Origin of the sequence: Sulfurovum sp. AR, from assembly GCF_000296775.1 — a bacterium.
Lineage (GTDB): Bacteria > Campylobacterota > Campylobacteria > Campylobacterales > Sulfurovaceae > Sulfurovum > Sulfurovum xiamenensis.
On sequence record NZ_AJLE01000006.1, the window covers coordinates 256,197 to 272,189 of the forward strand.

Below are 15,993 nucleotides of genomic sequence, written 5' to 3' on the forward strand. Positions count from 1 at the left end.
GTGTTGTGTTCCTGCATTTTAAAGATTAGTCGAAGACATAACCTATGATGCCTTTTTCAGGTGGCGTAATATCAGTCATTTCAACCACTGAGCCTTTATTTTTCTCTCTGTAGATCTTGGCTGCCTCTTCTTTTCCTGTTCGGTCATAGAGTGCTGCGATATTTTCATTGAGCAGATATTGACTCATATGTAATCTTATCAGCATCGTATTAACAAGCGGTGCATAAGGGGAGCCCGGATAACGGTTGATATATACTTTAGCCGTAGCGATACTGTCCATAATGAGCTTTTGATCTTTATAGACATCTTTGATACCTAAAAACGACGCTTTGAGTTTCATGAAGTCTGTATATTCACGGCTCTCATACTCGCCAAAACGTTTATTATACTCATCAAGATAATAGTTCGCAAGCAGGTACTCTTCCGCATTCATATGTGCATGAGCAAGCATCATCAAAGAGGTCGGCATAAGGGGTGAACGCATATGTTCACTCTTTAGAGATATATAATAGGCATCAGCCTTATCCAAATTTCCGCTCGTAATACTGTTGGCTATCTTCTGATACCAATAGAGTGCCGGTTTATTAAATTCAGCCACTTCCTTCTCCTCCCCACACCCCACAAATAAAAATAATATCGCTGCAGCCATACCTACAAACACACTTTTCTTCAAGTTCATATCTTTCCCTAAATTAAAATCTAATAATATATATAATAGCTCAAAGTATGTAAAAAGCGTATTAGCTAGTATAGATAATTCCAAAAAGATGGCTCTTATAGGGGTATCTCAAATTCACAAAGTAAAAAGGTAACGCTTGTACAACGAGAATATGATATAATTAATTATTATTTAATATCAATTTTATATTAACTATGATATTCTTTAATTTAGTATTACAGAGAAAAAGCCAAACTTACTGTGAAGTAAGGACGGAAAGCCATGGGTCTCTAGCAGATAGCCAGGTTACCAATCGTAAGCCATCATGCTTATATCATCATTTCTCAAATGTACATACACAAATTTAGCTTATATAATAGATGAGCATTAAAGGGTATTATCATGAACAATTTGAGTAAAATTTTTAAATTATATCTATTGCCATCTCTTCTCTTTCTACTACTTCACACATCTCAACTCACTGCCGCATCTAATTCATGTCCTGGTAGTGTTATATCTGGCAGTGTTCTTAATGCAGCACTCATAGACGATACAAATGAAGATGATTATTATAGGTATACCCCTGGTGATTACGGACAAATAACGCTAAGCTTTAGTGCCACTGAAAAGATAAATATTTATGTAAGTAAGGATGCATGTGACGATGATGGGATTTTGAGTATCGGTAATGGTGAAACAAGTGGATATGTAACTGTTAATGTAACGGATACAGAAACTCTCTATATTCATGCGGAATATTTCCACAATGATGCTGACTACAATATCACCTTAAACTTTGAACCTGCTCTTCCTGTAGATATCTGTTATGATTATGCATACAAACAAAATGACGTATACTTGACCGAAGAGAATGATGGCTCTTTTGACCCCCGTATCCAAGGTACAGGGCTCACGAATGACAATATCACTGTCGAGCTCTATATACAAAATATAGATCCTGCAGATACTGCCATGGAAAATTTAACCGTTGATATCTTTGATATAAATGTATCTCAAGCTACTTATGTTCCCAATTCTACCTGGGTCACGCAGCCTGGAGAGCTTACACCCACGAATGTAACTGATGTCAACAGTAGTGCAAGCTACAACAATGACATAGCTATCAATGATGTCATCAGTAGAGACTTTTTCTATCTGAATTATGATTTATCACCTCTGGGAAATGAAATTGATATACCTCTCAATGTCAGACTGAATTATACGGGTAACAATATTGTCATTGATAGTACAATACCTTTATGTAACAATAATTCCTTAAATTATACACCTGCTTATGGTATCTTCAATGTAGAAGACAGTATACTCACGTATCTAGACAAATATAATCTTCCAACACAAACAGCCAATCGTGTAGGTGATCTTGTAGTAGCTGCCTATGAAGCGGATGATGTTTATCAGAGAAAAAATGTCTCTACTGTTGTTGCTGTAGAGTTAATCGATGCGGCAAAACATGGCGGAATTGCTACTTCCTGTGCGCAATATGATAGTGCACTAACACCTCGTATATGGCTTACCTTTGATAACAACGTCTCACGTACAGATTTTGATTATACTACCATTACCGATGCCATTGCCAATGGTGCTCTCTCTGACCAGATTCCAATCAATGGTCCATTCATCTCTACTGCACCCGAATTTTACAGTATTGCAAGAGAAAATGCTGCCTTCAGAATTACATATAATGGTGCGGGAAGTGGCGATTTACTAAATACTGAAGCAGTCACTTGTCCACCTCAAGCCGGTGCAGGGACATGTTATAATGTTAAGAATTTTACGGAAGCCATTAAGTATAATGGTGGGAATTGTGCGCAAGATGTTGATGGTAATTCTAAAAATATAGATAAAATTCCACAATTTTGTAACAATGCCGGTACTGCTGCAGCTTCTGCAATGACACCAGGGGAATTGGCAACCTGCATGGAATGTATTTATGGGTTTGATGTCAACTTCCTCTGTTCACGTGACAACTTTGCCATACGGCCAGAGAGCTACCGTATGACTCTGAATGACCAAAATCAGAATGATCCCACACAACAAAGCCTCATTGCTATCAATGATAATTTGGCAGGAAATCAAAACAGAAATCATACAAATAATACGCCATATCATGTGGCAGCTGGATACAACTATGCACTTCAAATTCGTGCGGCCAATCACGTAGATGATAACGCAACACCTGGTTATAATGTGGGATTTTTTATGGATGGAAATGACAGTCAACGTTCTTTTAGATTGGCATGGCCTGCATCAGTCAATCCATCATCAACCTACTGTAATGACACAGCAGATCACAATAAAACAGTAACATTGCTCAACGGAGGAGCAGATCTCAATCTCAGCAGTGATCAAGTTGGTAAATACAATTTAACTATGTTTGACAGGCTATGGACTAGAGTTGACTGGGATCCGACACTCATGACACATCATACAACAGGACAAGGGGCTGGGTACTTTCTAACGGGGAGAGATTGTGTTTGGGGTACATCTGCCGTACCTAGTCAGAATACACTAACAGGATTTAGTGGAGAGAATCTTACTAATGTAAGTGGGTGTGATATCTCCTCTGATAACCACACTAATATTAACAATAATCTAGAATACAAAGATATTGCATTGCGTGTGCATCCTTACAAATTCGATCTTAACGGTAGCAATCCGATCAATCCCAATGTAGGTCCCTACACAAGGACCAATGGGCAAACCTTTGTCTATATCGATACACCGCCTACGATGGATGAAAATAACACGGATATGAGCTACAATATGAATGGTACATTCTTTGCCGCAGGGTATAATGACATTGGTAGCCTCAGTAATTTCGTTACGGGATGTTATGCGGATGATCTCAATATGGCTCTTAGTTTTACCTATAACAGTCCTGAACCTTCCTCAAGCAAAACACCATTCCTCTCATATAGTTTAAAGGACCATAACACGACCGATAAAACAGATATTTATAGACCTGTTCCTGTTTCAGGTTATCTTTTAGATGATCACTTTGAAGTAGGAGATCATAATAGTAGCACTGTACCATTGATTATTGACCAAAATGGAACTTTCTTTGTAAAACCTATGTTAGGTGCCATCACTATGGACTTGGGATACAACTTTAAACGTGATTATAATAACACACTAAACCCCAGATATATAGAATTCCATGACTTTAACATCACCTATAAAACAAATCCAACGAATATCAAAGCCGATCTCCAAAGTGATCACCAAATCTTTGGGGATATCATACTTGACCATGATGTTACATTTGTCTATGGTAGAGCTAAACCTTCTCAATATTTTTATGATGATGTCACTGCAAACTTTGTAGACACCCCAATTTCAATTGTCATTTATTGTGATCAAGACCCTGTTACATGTTCTGCTGTATACAATATAACAAATACCACATTTGGACAAACAGATGAATATAACTGGTATCTTTCACTTGGACATGTTACAAATGAGAATGATGGGAATATTACCTTAAATGCAAGTACTGGGGGGAGTGTTTCACCTACTGACCCTGCTGCCGTAGCTATTAACGATAGTGGAGGTGTGAATGATCCTGATGTTAGAGTTTCAGCAACGGCCACTATACGCCCTCTAAATGTTGATATTACCTTTGGAGCAGATACAAACAGATGGCTTGTTTATAATAAAGATAAAAATGAGACACCAATTCCTTTTTACCGCGTCCGTTTCATAGGTCAAAGCGGCTGGGCAGGCTATGGTGATACCGGACATGTGGTTGATACTGATGCTAGTACAAAGAAAAATAGACGATTGGGGTGGTAAACAATGCTAAACACTACACTTAAACGACCTGCTATTGCTATGTTAGAGTTGATCTTTGCCATCGTGGTCATGGGTATCGTACTGATGTCTGCTCCGATGCTCATAAGTACTTCTACTAAAAGTGGCTTTGTTGCTATCCAACAAGAGGCCATCCATGAAGCTGCTTCACATCTGAATATGATCATGGGATATCACTGGGATGAAAATGATGCGGATGAGCGTTATGTCGACCCTATCTTACAGGTAACCTCAGGGAATGGTGATTTAGATGAAGATGGAAATACAGGTCGTCGTTTAGGAACACCTGAAGAGAGTTACCGTGCCTTTATACGTTCTGATGGAACAGATGACCTTGCTGCATCAGCCCTTGCCACATTTGGTGCTGCTGATGGAACGGAGACAGAAAAAGATGATATCGATGATTTTTCAGGCAATACAGATCTCACAGAGATCGACACTGCAGTAGCAGATAATGTAGAAAAAACCACTATTAATATCAATGCAGTGGTTGCCTATATTCCTGACACCCCAGGAAGCGGAAGCTATGCAGACCCTGGAGCTGATAATAAAATCACATTCACGCCTAACTTTACAGCGAATTCGGGAACCAGTACCAATATAAAAAGAATCACTGTGACGCTCACAAGCACCAGTGGAGTTACAGAATTGGATAAACAAATCATATTACATGCTTTTTCATGTAATATAGGTGGATATACATTAGCAGAGAGAGGATTTTAATGATGCATAACCGAATGAATAGATCAGCTTTTTCTCTTCTTGAGCTTATTTTTGTCATCGTGATACTTGGTATCGTCTCTTCTTTGGGTGCTGAGATCATTGCAAATGTATATCAAAGTTATGTATTGCAAAGAGCACAGCATCGTGCTTCTCTTAAAACAGAACTTGTCGCGACTGAAGTTGCCAATCGTTTGCGCTATGCGATCCCTGGTACAGTTATCCGTAGAGTAGGTAAAACAGGTACCCCAGAGGAGCTTAGTGAGACCATGGCCAGTTCCCCTGATGCCTATACTGTGCTCCAATGGGTTGCCTATGATGGCGACAGTTTTGAAGCCATTTCCAGTGCTACAGACCGTAAACCTGGGTGGAGTGGTTTTTGTGATATCAATACAAGTACAACAAACAGTATCAGTACACCAGGTTCAAATCTAGGTTTGGCCAGTACTATTATCGGCAATCTATCGAAAAGTGCTACGCCTGTGAAAAGTATTACAAATGCATACCTTTACTTCCCTTATGATACTACAGCCTATGATATAACTACAGGAACAGGAGAGACCATTACACTTGGTACCAATGCCCCAAGAATATTTGAGCACTATAAACTCTCTTGGAGCTCTTATGCTCTGGTTGTTGAAAATGGAGACCTCTACCTTTATTACAATTTTTCTCCTACACCGGCAGCTGCTATAGGGAACATCAAGTCTCTGCTACTTAAGAACGTGACGAATTTCAAGTTCCAGGGTGCAGGACGTACCACCCGATTTAAAGTATGTAAACAAGAGAACATTGGTGAAGATTTCAATATCACATCATGTAAAGAAAAGGCGGTCTTCTAATGATATTAAAATCCAAACGTAATGCTTTTTCCCTATTGACCGCACTATTTGTCATTGTTCTTATGGCGACTGTAGCGATGCTTGTGATGAACATGACAGGGAAAATGGTAAAAGAGACAACAACACAGTACCAAAGAGAACAAGCGGCTCTGTTGGCCAAAAGTTATACAGAATATGCCATTATGGCAGTCACAGCCAATGATAGAACGACTAACTGTCTGAGTGATATCGACGGTACTGTCGGATCTAATCCAGCCAATGGAAATGGCTATCGTATTCGTGCACGTATTGCTTATATCGGCCATAATGCAGAAGTCGGTACATGTTCTACAGTTTTTAGCAATAGTGTCAATGAAGCTAATTCACCACTCAATATCATTGTAGATGTGTATGTAGAGTATAAAGAGGCAGATAATACAAGTGCCCCATGGGTTACCTATCATAAAAGAACATTACAGAAGATTTAAAAATGATACATGTGAATATTTTTACTACAAAAGGAATCTCTATGAAAAGATCAGCTTTTACGATGATCGAACTGGTTTTGGTCATTGTCGTTTTAGGTATATTGGCCGCACTTGCCCTGCCAAGATTTGAGCGTGACATCAAACAAGAAGCAGCAGATAGTGTACTCTCAGACATTCGATACACACAACATTTGGCATTGATGAGTTCTAAACATAAATTCGATGAACCAAAATGGCAAAGAGCTTTTTGGAAAATATCTTTTGAACCATGTAGTGATAATGGTTTGTTTACCAATATAGGAACAGATGTAGGCTATGATGGGGACATATCTGAAACAGAGTCAGCGATGGATCCAGTGAATGGCAAGATAATGTATTGGGACAACTCTACAAACTGTGCTGATGGAGGTGACAGCAATACCAGTGACCGTATCTTTCTTACAAAAAAGTTCGGTATCAAAGCTATCGCTGGTGCAAATGGATGTGCTGGGGTTCAAGATATAGGTTTTGACCATTTGGGTAGACCTCATGTCAGCTTCTCAGGTTCTACTGCACCTACCTATGGAAGCTATATGAATACAGCATGTACATTTACCTTTACAATGTCAGATGATGATACCTTCTCCATCCAAATAAATCCTGAAACAGGCTATGCTTTCATCGTAGGCCAATTAGATTCTTAATCTCTTTTCTATTTACCTTTCATTAAGTATCTTAAGTTAAAATTAAGTATGGATATAGCGATATATCTATACTTTAACATTAAGGATATATTATGAACAAAAGTATAACGGGAAGACATTTCGAACTTACTGAGCCTATCAAGACTTATGCTGAAGCAGCTATTGATAGCCTGGAAAAATATCACTTAGACATTATTTCTGCAAGTACTGTGATCTCAGCGAGTGAAAAGAATGGGAAAAAAGGCTTTGTCACAGAGTTCATTATTAACCTTAAAGATAAAAATACGATCGTTATCACCCAAGTAGATAAAGATGTGTATGCCGCTATGGATCTGGCCATAGAAAGAGTGAAAAAATCACTTAGAAGACATGCCGATAAAATAAAAGATCATAAAATCATGAGTTTTAGGGATCTGGGAGAAGAAGCTGAAGCTGTCAGTGAATTAACAACAGAGGAAGTAGAGATTGTCCCAATGGACCTCGAGTTACACAAACCTCTTGATTTTGACGAAGCGATAGAGGCACTACAAGCTGAGAAAAAAAGACAATTTATTGTCTTTAATGACAATGAGGGATTGATGCGTGTCATGTATAAAAGAGCGGATGGTAGATTCGGACTTTATTAAAATCCCTTTCTTAAGTTCTCCAGGATGCCCTGGGGATCAAATTCCCACACTTATTAATCTATTTTTTGCCCTAACAACTACTGCTTCATCTTCAGCCATATCCAGCCATTTGAACCGCTGACCGCTTTGTATCGTACCGTCCAGTATATCACCACTGTCACGAAATTTCAGATCCAGTTTCGCGATATCAAAACCATTGTTCGTTCGTGCAAACTGTTCAAGCCTGAAATTCTCTGCAGTGTTGGAGTAAAGATAACACCAGCTCTTTAGCCCATTACGGCCTACCCTACCCCTGAGTTGATGCAGTGTAGCAAGTCCAAGCCGTTCTGCACCTACGATCACGATAAGTGTAAGCCTTGGCAATGAGATACCCACTTCAACCACTGTTGTGGCTAAGAGTATATCCCCTTTTTCTCTGAATTCAAGTAATACATCCTCTTTATCCTTATCCTTACCATGTGTGACATAGACATTCTCAAACTTCTCTTCCCAAAAGCCCCGACTCTCTTCCAAAGACTGATACGGAACCTCACTACTCTCTTCTACCAAAGGGTAGATGATGAGCACCTGATGCTTTTGGGCAATCTCATCTTTGATATGTGTCAAAAGATTGGGAAAATCCTGCTTACTTATGGTCTGAGTCAAGACTTCACGTTCAAAAGGTGTGGTAGTGATGAGACTGACATCAAGAAGTTCAGACTCCATCATCGCCTGTGTTCTTGGTATCGGGGTAGCTGAGAACTGTATAAAGTGCGGTTTTTTCTCACCTGCACTGACCAACGCTTCCAAACTCTGTCGCTGCTTAGTACCAAAACGGTGTTGTTCATCGACCATGACCAAAGAAGCCTGGGGCAGGTCTTCTTTAAATAGCAGTGCATGAGTTCCAATGATAAAATCTGCCTCTTTGTAATTTCCCTGGTCTTTGCCTTGCATGACCAGTGCCACTTTGATATCTTTTGGCAAATGTTTACATGCCTCTTCATAGAGTTGCAGTGCAAGCAGTGATGTAGGTGCCATCAATATACTCTTATGCTGTAGTGCCATCATCACTGAGGCAAGTATCACCATCGTTTTACCAGAACCCACATCACCAACGACCATGCGTTTGGCTGCTTTGTCTTCTCTTGCCAAATCCGATCGTATCTGTGCTATGACCTCCTGTTGTTCGTGTGTCAGCGTAAAAGGCAAATGATTCACAAATGATTCTATACTGCCTGTCAGTGATCTGTGTGCAGGGAAATCTGCTCTTTTACCCCGTAATTTTTTCATATGATTGTAGGCTTCAACAAACTTCAGTACACTGATAAAGTCAGGCTTGAAGGTCGTACCCTCATACACCTCTTCCATACTTTTTGGAAAATGTATATGCATCAGTGTAGAAACCTCTTTACTGTCCAAACCTTCATGATAGAGATTTTGTTCATTAACATAACACTCAATAAGTGAAGAGATCTCACTCTCTTTGAGTACAGTTTTGTACTTAGGTGTTATTTTTCCTATCGTTTTGATAGATTTGGGCTGTGACATTTGCAAGTAGCCCTTATACTCTTCCAATCTGCCTTGTATCACATGGCTTGACCCTACTTCAAAAAGTTTATGGTGGTACGGGGTGACCCTGAAAAATGTAGAAGAGAGCCGTCTGCCTGATCGTGTGAGATTAAAAGTGACACGCAATTTTCCCGCGTAAACACTCGAATCAACTACTTTGGCCTCAATGGTATTGATCTTACCTAGCTCCAGGGTAGTTGAAAGTGTCGTATCGTTGTAAGAAGTCGGGATGATCAGTGCTAGATCAAGCAAAGAGTGAATTTTGAGTTTTTTAAAAAGTTGTTTTGCCTCTTCCATCCCTATTCCCTTCTGTTTTAATGATTATACAAAAGTTTTAGAGACAAAAGGAATAATATGTCAATTTGACATATTATTTTTTAGGAGAAGCTTCCTTTTTTGTGACAATGCTGAAAGTAATATCTGACAACTCTGTATGTACTTTGATAAAGGCATTGACTTCATCCAGTGTAACAGACTCGATCTTTTTTAACTGCTCTTTACTAAAATCAAGCGGTCTCCCATAGTAATAGTCATTAAAGGCCCTATGCAGTCTCTGGGAAAGTGTTTCTGTACGTAAGGGCTCAGAACCAAGTAAAAACTTCTTAGTATCATCAAGCTCCTTTTGGGTGATCCCCTCTTTGACAAAAGTGTCTACCACTTCTTGTATCAGCTCTTTTGCCTCATCTTGCGTACTAAGCTTTGTTTGCATATATCCGCTCAAATAAGAAACCGGTTTTGTACGTCTGAATGAGGAATAGACCCCATAAGTGAGCCCGCGTTTCACACGTATCTCCTCCATCAGACGTGAACCAAACCCGGCACCCCCCAGAAGATATTCTGCGATTTTTGCTAGGTATTGATCTTTTTCTTTATAACTGTAGTTGAACGGTGCACCAAAATAGATATAGGCCTGTTGTGTATCTTCATTGATGAGTACCACTTCTTTTTTATCTGAAGCTTGAATACTTTTTATTTCTTTCTCTTCCACTTTTGGCAATACTGCAAGAAGTTTTGTCAGATACCCTTGGGCTTCATCCAAAGTAATATCACCGCCCACAACACCTATGGCATTGTTATACCCTAAATGTGTAGAGATAAATGTCTGAATATCCTCCAATGATATACTCTCTATACTCTCGATCGTACCGTCATACGGTCTGGCTAAAACGCTCCCTTTAAAAAGTGTTTCACGCAAAGAAGTCCCTGCGATATAATCAAAATCACTCTTCTTTTGTGTCAGCCAACCTATCTTTTGATGTTTAATGTGAGACAGTGCTTCTTTGGTGTAATTTGGATCTTTTAAAAGTTCTTCCAGACGCTCTACTGCATAAGGAAATTCACTTTTTAATGAAGAGACCTCTATCACAAAACTCTCACGTCCTACATGTGCACCGATCTCTACGGCATGTGCATCAAGTTTTGTAGCGAATCCTACACTTCCCTCTTTAGAGGTACCTTCATTCATGAGCCTTGCAGACATATCAGCCAAACCATCTTTGGTATTACTCAAATGTCCTGCATTTTGAAAGATCAGTTGGATGGACACAATAGGAAGATACTTCTCTTGCTCAAATACAACAGGTACCTTGCTCCCTTTAAGCTCTATCTCTTGAACGAATGCTGCCATCAATACTCCTTGTACTGCTATCCATAATAAAATTATTTTCTTAAGATTCGGCATTTAGTGCCTCACTGTACTGAATTTTAATTCTTGTCATATAAAACCTTTAGGTTTTTATTTACTCTACAATACCCATAAATGTGTATGGTCACATAAGTCGACTGCTAACAAACAACTAAATTGCAACGTCCTATTAATAGTACCGTTCTAATATCTCATACGCGGTATTACGTTTTGCAGGCTTTTCCCCCACATCCCTAATGAGCTTTATCATCTCTTCCTGGTTCATCTGATTTTTAGCCCCTGCTGCTGAAACCACGTTTTCTTCCATCATCGTTGAACCCAGATCATTGGCGCCAAAAAGAAGTGCCATTTGTCCGATATAAGAGCCCTGTGTCACCCATGAACTCTGTATGTTCGGTACATTATCCAAAAAAAGTCTGGCAACAGCCAAATAACGAAGATAGAGATTGGAAGAGGTCTTGGTGATCGTTGGCAACTCTCTTTTCAGCTGTGTATGGTCACTTTGATAAGACCACATGATAAAGGCTCTGAACCCTCCGGTCTCATCCTGAAGCTGACGTATATAATCCCAATGCTCTACGATCTCTCGGGTTGTCTCTACCGTACCGTACATCATCGTAGCCGTAGACTTGATACCAAGTTTATGTGCCTGACGGTGTACTTCCAGCCATGTATCTTTATCGTGTTTTTTAGGTGCGATGATGTCACGTACCCTGTCTGAAAGAATCTCGGCACCCGCACCAGGGATAGAACTGAGCCCCTTTGCTTTCAATCTTCTCAGGACTTCGGAGATACTGATCTTTGAACGGTTGGCAATGTAATCGATCTCGATGGAGGAAAAACCGTGTATCGTAACTTGAGGGTATTTCTTTGAGATATGTTCAACGAGGTCTTCATACCACTCTATCTGCAGTTTAGGGTGTACGCCTCCTTGAAAGAGTATCTGTGTCCCGCCTATAGCCAAGAGCTCATCTATCTTTTGATCGATTTCATCAAAGGACAAAATGTACGCATCTTCTTTTTTCTCATGTGTATAAAAAGCACAAAACTTACAATCCACCCAACAAATATTCGTATAGTTGATATTTCTGTCTACAACAAAAGTAGTGACACCTTTGGGATGCATCTCTTTTTTACGTGCGAGTGCCATCTTCCCAAGGGTTTTCAGATCAGCGTTTTCAATAAGCTCTACTGCCTCATCAATACTCATACGTTTATGTGCGGAATTGGTACGAATCGTCATTTAGTGCCTCTCTTACATTGCGTTTTCACGCATATCATTTTTTTATTTCTCTTTATCCAATGCATCTAAAACACCATTGATAAACTGTGGTGACTTTTCATCTGCAAGTTCTTTTGCCAATTCAACGGCTTCATTGATGATAATGGCTTTATCTGTTTTTGCGACAAGTATCTCATAGGCTCCCAGCCTCATGATCGCTTTTTCTACTTTTCCTATGGCATCATAATCCCAATCTTTCAAATGCTCTTTGATTTTAGCATCTAACATATCAAGATTTTCTATGGTTCCCTGGAAAAGAATATCTGAAAACTCTTTTTGCTTGTTTCGGATCTTACCCTCTTCCAAAATTTCATCCGAGAATTTACCTATATTCTCATTTCCCAGATCATAGGCATAAAGTAGCCCCACTACAGCAGTACGTGCCTGATGTCTAGTAGCCATTAGTCAAGCTCACTGTAAAGGTTAATGAGCTCGATCAGTCCTACCATCGCTTCAGCACCTTTGTTCCCGGCTTTGGTACCCGCTCTCTCTATGGCTTGCTCGATGCTGTCTACTGTAAGTACACCGAATGTTGCTGGTTTACCGTGTTTCAATGTTACTGATGCCACACCTTTGGTTGCTTCTGCAGATACATAATCAAAGTGAGGTGTTGCACCTCGGATCACTGCACCTAAACAACATACTGCGTCATATTTTCCAGAAGCCAATGCTTTATCCAATGCGAATGGTATTTCAAATGCACCTGGTACCAAGATAAGATCCAGCTCATCGGCATTTCCGCCATGTCTTGCATAAGCATCCTTTGCCCCTTCTACCAGTCTGTCTGTAATGAAGTGGTTAAATCTTGCATTGATGATCGCTACTTTTTTACTCTTATCTACCGATAATTGACCTTCTACGATTTTCATGTTATTCCTTTACTTTTAATATTTAAATTCTTATTTACTCAACGATCATTCTGATCGCATCGATCTGTTCTATCAATGCATCCAACTTACTTAACTCTATCATATTCGGTCCGTCACTTAAAGCGATGCTCGGATCAAAGTGCGTTTCGAAGAAGAAACCATCCACACCTACTGCTGCAGCAGCACGTGAAAGGTAAGGCACAAATGAAGAATCTCCACCTGAACTTGCTCCACCCGATGCAGGCATCTGTACAGAGTGTGTTGCATCAAAGATCACAGGGGCAAACTCACGCATCGTTTTAAGACCACGCATATCTACGACAAGGTTACCATAGCCAAAGGTTGTACCTCTTTCCGTAAGCCATACATTATACTTCTTGGCATTCTCATAACTCACCTCACCATCGAACCCTCTGGTCTTAAGCACTTTTCCTACAGAGTGCTCCATGGCAGCAGGTGCCAGGAATTGTCCTTTTTTGATGTTCACGACTGCAGAGGTTTTTGCAGCAGCAACCAGCAGGTCAGTCTGACGACATAAAAATGCAGGAATTTGAAGTACATCCGCTACCTCAGCCGCTGCTGCTGGCTGTGTGTAGTCATGGACATCCGTTAAGATCTTATAGCCAAACTGCTCTTTAACCTCTTGAAGCATTTTAAGCCCTTCATCCAGTCCAGGACCTCTAAAAGAATCCAAACTTGTACGGTTGGCTTTGTCAAAACTTGCTTTAAAATAAAAATCTTTAGTACAGTCATCATGATATTTCCCTAAAGATTCTGCAATACGCATCACATTGTCACGACTCTCCAGAACACAAGGTCCAGCGATCAAAATCATTTTAGTCCTTTTGGCAGAGCTACAAGCAGCCCTGATAATATTACCAAGATTATACCCAAAACTGTCCAAATATCAGGAATGGGGTCTCCAAGCATGATACCGATCACTACCGCGAAGACAATATTACTGTAACTAATGGTACCAACGATCCCTGCCTTTGTGAGTTCATACGCTTTGGTCATCAAAAGCTGAGAAATGGTTGCAAAGATACCGACTGCCACAACGTAAGCCCACTCTATACCCTCTGGCATCACAAACGCTGCAAACATCCAATCAAACTCCTCTGTAACATTCACATAGGGTGTGATCAACATCAGAAAAAGCGGTGCAACTGTTCCTACCCCCATAAATGACATGACTATAGCACGTGTATCATAGTATTTTCTAAGTTCCCGTATGGAAGTATACGCCAGCGCTGCACCCATACCTGAAAAAATACCCAGAATGTCATACTTGTCAAAAGTCCCACCTTCAGGCTGTGCTACCAGAATGATCCCCACGAATCCTATGATGATAGCGAGTAAAGCACTCTTGTGTAATTTCTCATTTAAAAACAGATAGGCAAATATCGCCACAAATATCGGTGAGGTTTTGTTATAGGTCACGGCTTCGCCCAGGGGGATATATGCCATGATATAAAAGTATGCCAAAAGCGCTGCAAACCCCATAGAACCGCGGAAAATAAGCAAGAAGGGCTTTCCGCCTATTTGCTTTAAAGGCACTTTATAAATGGCTATGCCTACAAGAATGACTCCAAAGATATTTCGAAAAAAAGTCACTTCTACCGGGGGCAGCGCCTGGCTCACGACTTTTGCAAATCCTCCCATCACAGCAAAGCTCAGTGAAGCTAAAAGCATCAGAAGGATACCTCTATCCATATTTTTAATCATTTTTGTCAAAAGATCATCCCCATTTTTTCTAAAAAAATTTTTTACCTAGGCAAAACCATATTTGCTAATTTTGTGAAAGTGTAGCATAATACCTTTATGAATGATACAGAATTTTATACCAAGCTTTTAGCACTTCCCAATGGTGCGAATGATGTACGTTACCTTGACAAATGGTATTTACTGAGAAAAGAGACATTGCTGGACGGCAAACTTCTCAAAGTGTATGCCCAAGAGCTGGGAGGCAATGACATTATCAGTGGGAACTACTACCCCACCATGAAAAATGGGATGCTTAAACCTTGTGAAATGTCAGATAAAAAAGTAATAGACTTTGTGCTTCATGCTAAAGCTATCTGATCCTTGTAAGCTTTGCATCTCCATATAACAGTATATCCTTGATCACAGATCTATGGATAAATCCATCTTCTGCAACAGAAAGTAGGATATCACCTTTTTTCTTTCTGAAATTTTTTTGATGGATGAATGCCTTCGCATAGATCTTTCCATCCTGACCCAGATCTTTTTTGTATGCTGCTACTTGCCCCTCATCGGGTAGAGTAATTTGGACTTTACCCTTTTGTTTTTCAAGTCCCACTGACTTAAACAAATATGTTTTCCCTTTCTGCTTTTCCTTCACAGCATTACCCAGGTTAAAATAGAGTGTCAAAAGGTCATCTTCAGCATAAAATTTGAGTCTTTCTGTATGGTCTTCTACCAATCTTTCTTTCTTCCATTTTCGAACCCTTTTTGTGACACTCTTCTTATCATGATCGATACGATACTCTTTAACGACTTTTTTATCTCTCTTCTCACTTGTCATCTGATAAAAATCACTCACCATGAGTCCGTCTTTCATATGCCCCTTAGAAAGATAATGTTCAGTCTGTCCGCCCATCAGGACTTTCGCCAATCCTGCCAATCTTACTTTTGTATTGATCTCATAGGTTTCAGCATTTTGTGTCAGTCTGTTTTTTATCGTTCCTACCGTACCAAATATTCCAAAGGTTGCTCTATAATCCAATTGTGTCACTTTGGCTGAAGCAAAATTTCCTAAAAGTAAAAACAAACCACTCAATATAATCATTCTTCTTAGCATA

Annotated in this window: 16 protein-coding genes and 1 riboswitch; of the genes, 7 read left to right on the top strand and 9 right to left on the bottom strand. The window is 39.8% G+C overall.

Translation table 11 applies throughout. The features are described from left to right. Nucleotides 1-25: 25 nt before the first annotated feature. Nucleotides 26-679, bottom strand: coding sequence for an outer membrane protein assembly factor BamD (locus SULAR_RS06355; protein WP_008244174.1), 654 nt, complete (start codon nt 677-679; stop codon nt 26-28). Between the two features lie 218 nt (nt 680-897). Further along, nucleotides 898-972: riboswitch (cyclic di-GMP riboswitch) on the top strand. An 88-nt stretch (nt 973-1,060) separates the two neighbouring features. Here SULAR_RS06355 and SULAR_RS06360 point away from each other — a divergent pair. The 6 genes from SULAR_RS06360 to hpf all read left to right on the top strand — a co-directional run bounded on the left by SULAR_RS06360 (nt 1,061) and on the right by hpf (nt 7,827). Next, nucleotides 1,061-4,471, top strand: a complete 3,411-nt coding sequence (locus tag SULAR_RS06360) for a hypothetical protein (protein ID WP_008244176.1) — start codon at nt 1,061-1,063, stop codon at nt 4,469-4,471. Nucleotides 4,472-4,474: 3 nt separating this feature from the next. Then, on the top strand, nt 4,475-5,212 hold the full coding sequence (locus SULAR_RS06365) for a hypothetical protein (RefSeq protein ID WP_008244177.1): 738 nt from the start codon (nt 4,475-4,477) through the stop codon (nt 5,210-5,212). After that, on the top strand, nt 5,212-6,051 hold the full coding sequence (locus tag SULAR_RS06370; RefSeq protein WP_155993802.1) for a Tfp pilus assembly protein FimT/FimU: 840 nt from the start codon (nt 5,212-5,214) through the stop codon (nt 6,049-6,051). Before SULAR_RS06365 ends, SULAR_RS06370 begins: the two co-directional genes overlap by 1 nt. After that, nucleotides 6,051-6,518, top strand: a complete 468-nt coding sequence (locus tag SULAR_RS06375; protein WP_008244179.1) for a hypothetical protein — start codon at nt 6,051-6,053, stop codon at nt 6,516-6,518. The genes SULAR_RS06370 and SULAR_RS06375 overlap by 1 nt, the downstream gene beginning before the upstream one ends. A gap of 41 nt (nt 6,519-6,559) precedes the next feature. Then, the gene (locus tag SULAR_RS11450; RefSeq protein WP_008244181.1) at nt 6,560-7,201 is read left to right on the top strand and encodes a Tfp pilus assembly protein FimT/FimU; all 642 of its coding nucleotides are present in this window, start codon (nt 6,560-6,562) and stop codon (nt 7,199-7,201) included. Nucleotides 7,202-7,293: 92 nt separating this feature from the next. After that, complete coding sequence (gene hpf, locus SULAR_RS06385) at nt 7,294-7,827, top strand: ribosome hibernation-promoting factor, HPF/YfiA family (RefSeq protein WP_008244183.1); 534 nt, start codon at nt 7,294-7,296, stop codon at nt 7,825-7,827. A 36-nt stretch (nt 7,828-7,863) separates the two neighbouring features. Here hpf and recG read toward each other — a convergent pair whose 3' ends face one another. From recG to SULAR_RS06420, 7 genes are all read right to left on the bottom strand, one after another. Next, nucleotides 7,864-9,672, bottom strand: coding sequence for an ATP-dependent DNA helicase RecG (gene recG, locus SULAR_RS06390; RefSeq protein WP_008244185.1), 1,809 nt, complete (start codon nt 9,670-9,672; stop codon nt 7,864-7,866). A 73-nt stretch (nt 9,673-9,745) separates the two neighbouring features. After that, nucleotides 9,746-11,002 (bottom strand): pitrilysin family protein, encoded by a 1,257-nt coding sequence (locus SULAR_RS06395; RefSeq protein ID WP_008244186.1) that lies wholly within the window; start codon nt 11,000-11,002, stop codon nt 9,746-9,748. 187 nt (nt 11,003-11,189) lie between these two features. Then, entirely contained in the window at nt 11,190-12,263 is a 1,074-nt protein-coding gene (locus SULAR_RS06400; RefSeq protein ID WP_008244188.1) for a dehypoxanthine futalosine cyclase, read from the bottom strand. Between the two features lie 42 nt (nt 12,264-12,305). After that, nucleotides 12,306-12,704, bottom strand: a complete 399-nt coding sequence (gene nusB / locus SULAR_RS06405; protein WP_008244191.1) for a transcription antitermination factor NusB — start codon at nt 12,702-12,704, stop codon at nt 12,306-12,308. Next, complete coding sequence (gene ribH, locus SULAR_RS06410; protein WP_008244203.1) at nt 12,704-13,171, bottom strand: 6,7-dimethyl-8-ribityllumazine synthase; 468 nt, start codon at nt 13,169-13,171, stop codon at nt 12,704-12,706. The genes nusB and ribH overlap by 1 nt, the downstream gene beginning before the upstream one ends. A gap of 34 nt (nt 13,172-13,205) precedes the next feature. Next, the gene (gene kdsA / locus SULAR_RS06415) at nt 13,206-14,006 is read right to left on the bottom strand and encodes a 3-deoxy-8-phosphooctulonate synthase (RefSeq protein ID WP_008244214.1); all 801 of its coding nucleotides are present in this window, start codon (nt 14,004-14,006) and stop codon (nt 13,206-13,208) included. Beyond that, the gene (locus SULAR_RS06420) at nt 14,003-14,896 is read right to left on the bottom strand and encodes a DMT family transporter (RefSeq protein ID WP_038000302.1); all 894 of its coding nucleotides are present in this window, start codon (nt 14,894-14,896) and stop codon (nt 14,003-14,005) included. Before SULAR_RS06420 ends, kdsA begins: the two co-directional genes overlap by 4 nt. Before the next feature lie 96 nt (nt 14,897-14,992). On the opposite strand from SULAR_RS06420, the gene SULAR_RS06425 reads away from it, so the two are divergent. Next, nucleotides 14,993-15,253 carry a hypothetical protein gene (locus SULAR_RS06425; RefSeq protein ID WP_008244216.1) on the top strand — a complete coding sequence of 87 codons (261 nt, stop codon included), beginning with the start codon at nt 14,993-14,995 and terminating at the stop codon, nt 15,251-15,253. On the opposite strand, the gene SULAR_RS06430 is transcribed toward SULAR_RS06425, so the two are convergent. After that, complete coding sequence (locus SULAR_RS06430; RefSeq protein WP_038000211.1) at nt 15,246-15,992, bottom strand: DUF3108 domain-containing protein; 747 nt, start codon at nt 15,990-15,992, stop codon at nt 15,246-15,248. The two genes, SULAR_RS06425 and SULAR_RS06430, sit on opposite strands and share 8 nt — an antisense overlap. Nucleotide 15,993: the final 1 nt, after the last annotated feature.

Excerpts from the sequence above, each read along its gene's own strand:
- SULAR_RS11450 (WP_008244181.1), top strand. The coding sequence starts at position 6,560 with ATGAAAAGATCAGCTTTTACGATGATCGAACTGGTTTTGGTCATTGTC.
- SULAR_RS06370 (WP_155993802.1), top strand. The coding sequence starts at position 5,212 with ATGATGCATAACCGAATGAATAGATCAGCTTTTTCTCTTCTTGAGCTT.
- SULAR_RS06375 (WP_008244179.1), top strand. The coding sequence starts at position 6,051 with ATGATATTAAAATCCAAACGTAATGCTTTTTCCCTATTGACCGCACTA.
- SULAR_RS06420 (WP_038000302.1), bottom strand. The coding sequence starts at position 14,896 with ATGATTAAAAATATGGATAGAGGTATCCTTCTGATGCTTTTAGCTTCA.
- SULAR_RS06430 (WP_038000211.1), bottom strand. The coding sequence starts at position 15,992 with ATGCTAAGAAGAATGATTATATTGAGTGGTTTGTTTTTACTTTTAGGA.
- SULAR_RS06400 (WP_008244188.1), bottom strand. The coding sequence starts at position 12,263 with ATGACGATTCGTACCAATTCCGCACATAAACGTATGAGTATTGATGAG.
- recG (WP_008244185.1), bottom strand. The coding sequence starts at position 9,672 with ATGGAAGAGGCAAAACAACTTTTTAAAAAACTCAAAATTCACTCTTTG.
- nusB (WP_008244191.1), bottom strand. The coding sequence starts at position 12,704 with ATGGCTACTAGACATCAGGCACGTACTGCTGTAGTGGGGCTACTTTAT.
- SULAR_RS06425 (WP_008244216.1), top strand. The coding sequence starts at position 14,993 with ATGAATGATACAGAATTTTATACCAAGCTTTTAGCACTTCCCAATGGT.
- hpf (WP_008244183.1), top strand. The coding sequence starts at position 7,294 with ATGAACAAAAGTATAACGGGAAGACATTTCGAACTTACTGAGCCTATC.
- ribH (WP_008244203.1), bottom strand. The coding sequence starts at position 13,171 with ATGAAAATCGTAGAAGGTCAATTATCGGTAGATAAGAGTAAAAAAGTA.
- SULAR_RS06395 (WP_008244186.1), bottom strand. The coding sequence starts at position 11,002 with ATGGCAGCATTCGTTCAAGAGATAGAGCTTAAAGGGAGCAAGGTACCT.
- SULAR_RS06360 (WP_008244176.1), top strand. The coding sequence starts at position 1,061 with ATGAACAATTTGAGTAAAATTTTTAAATTATATCTATTGCCATCTCTT.
- SULAR_RS06355 (WP_008244174.1), bottom strand. The coding sequence starts at position 679 with ATGAACTTGAAGAAAAGTGTGTTTGTAGGTATGGCTGCAGCGATATTA.
- SULAR_RS06365 (WP_008244177.1), top strand. The coding sequence starts at position 4,475 with ATGCTAAACACTACACTTAAACGACCTGCTATTGCTATGTTAGAGTTG.
- kdsA (WP_008244214.1), bottom strand. The coding sequence starts at position 14,006 with ATGATTTTGATCGCTGGACCTTGTGTTCTGGAGAGTCGTGACAATGTG.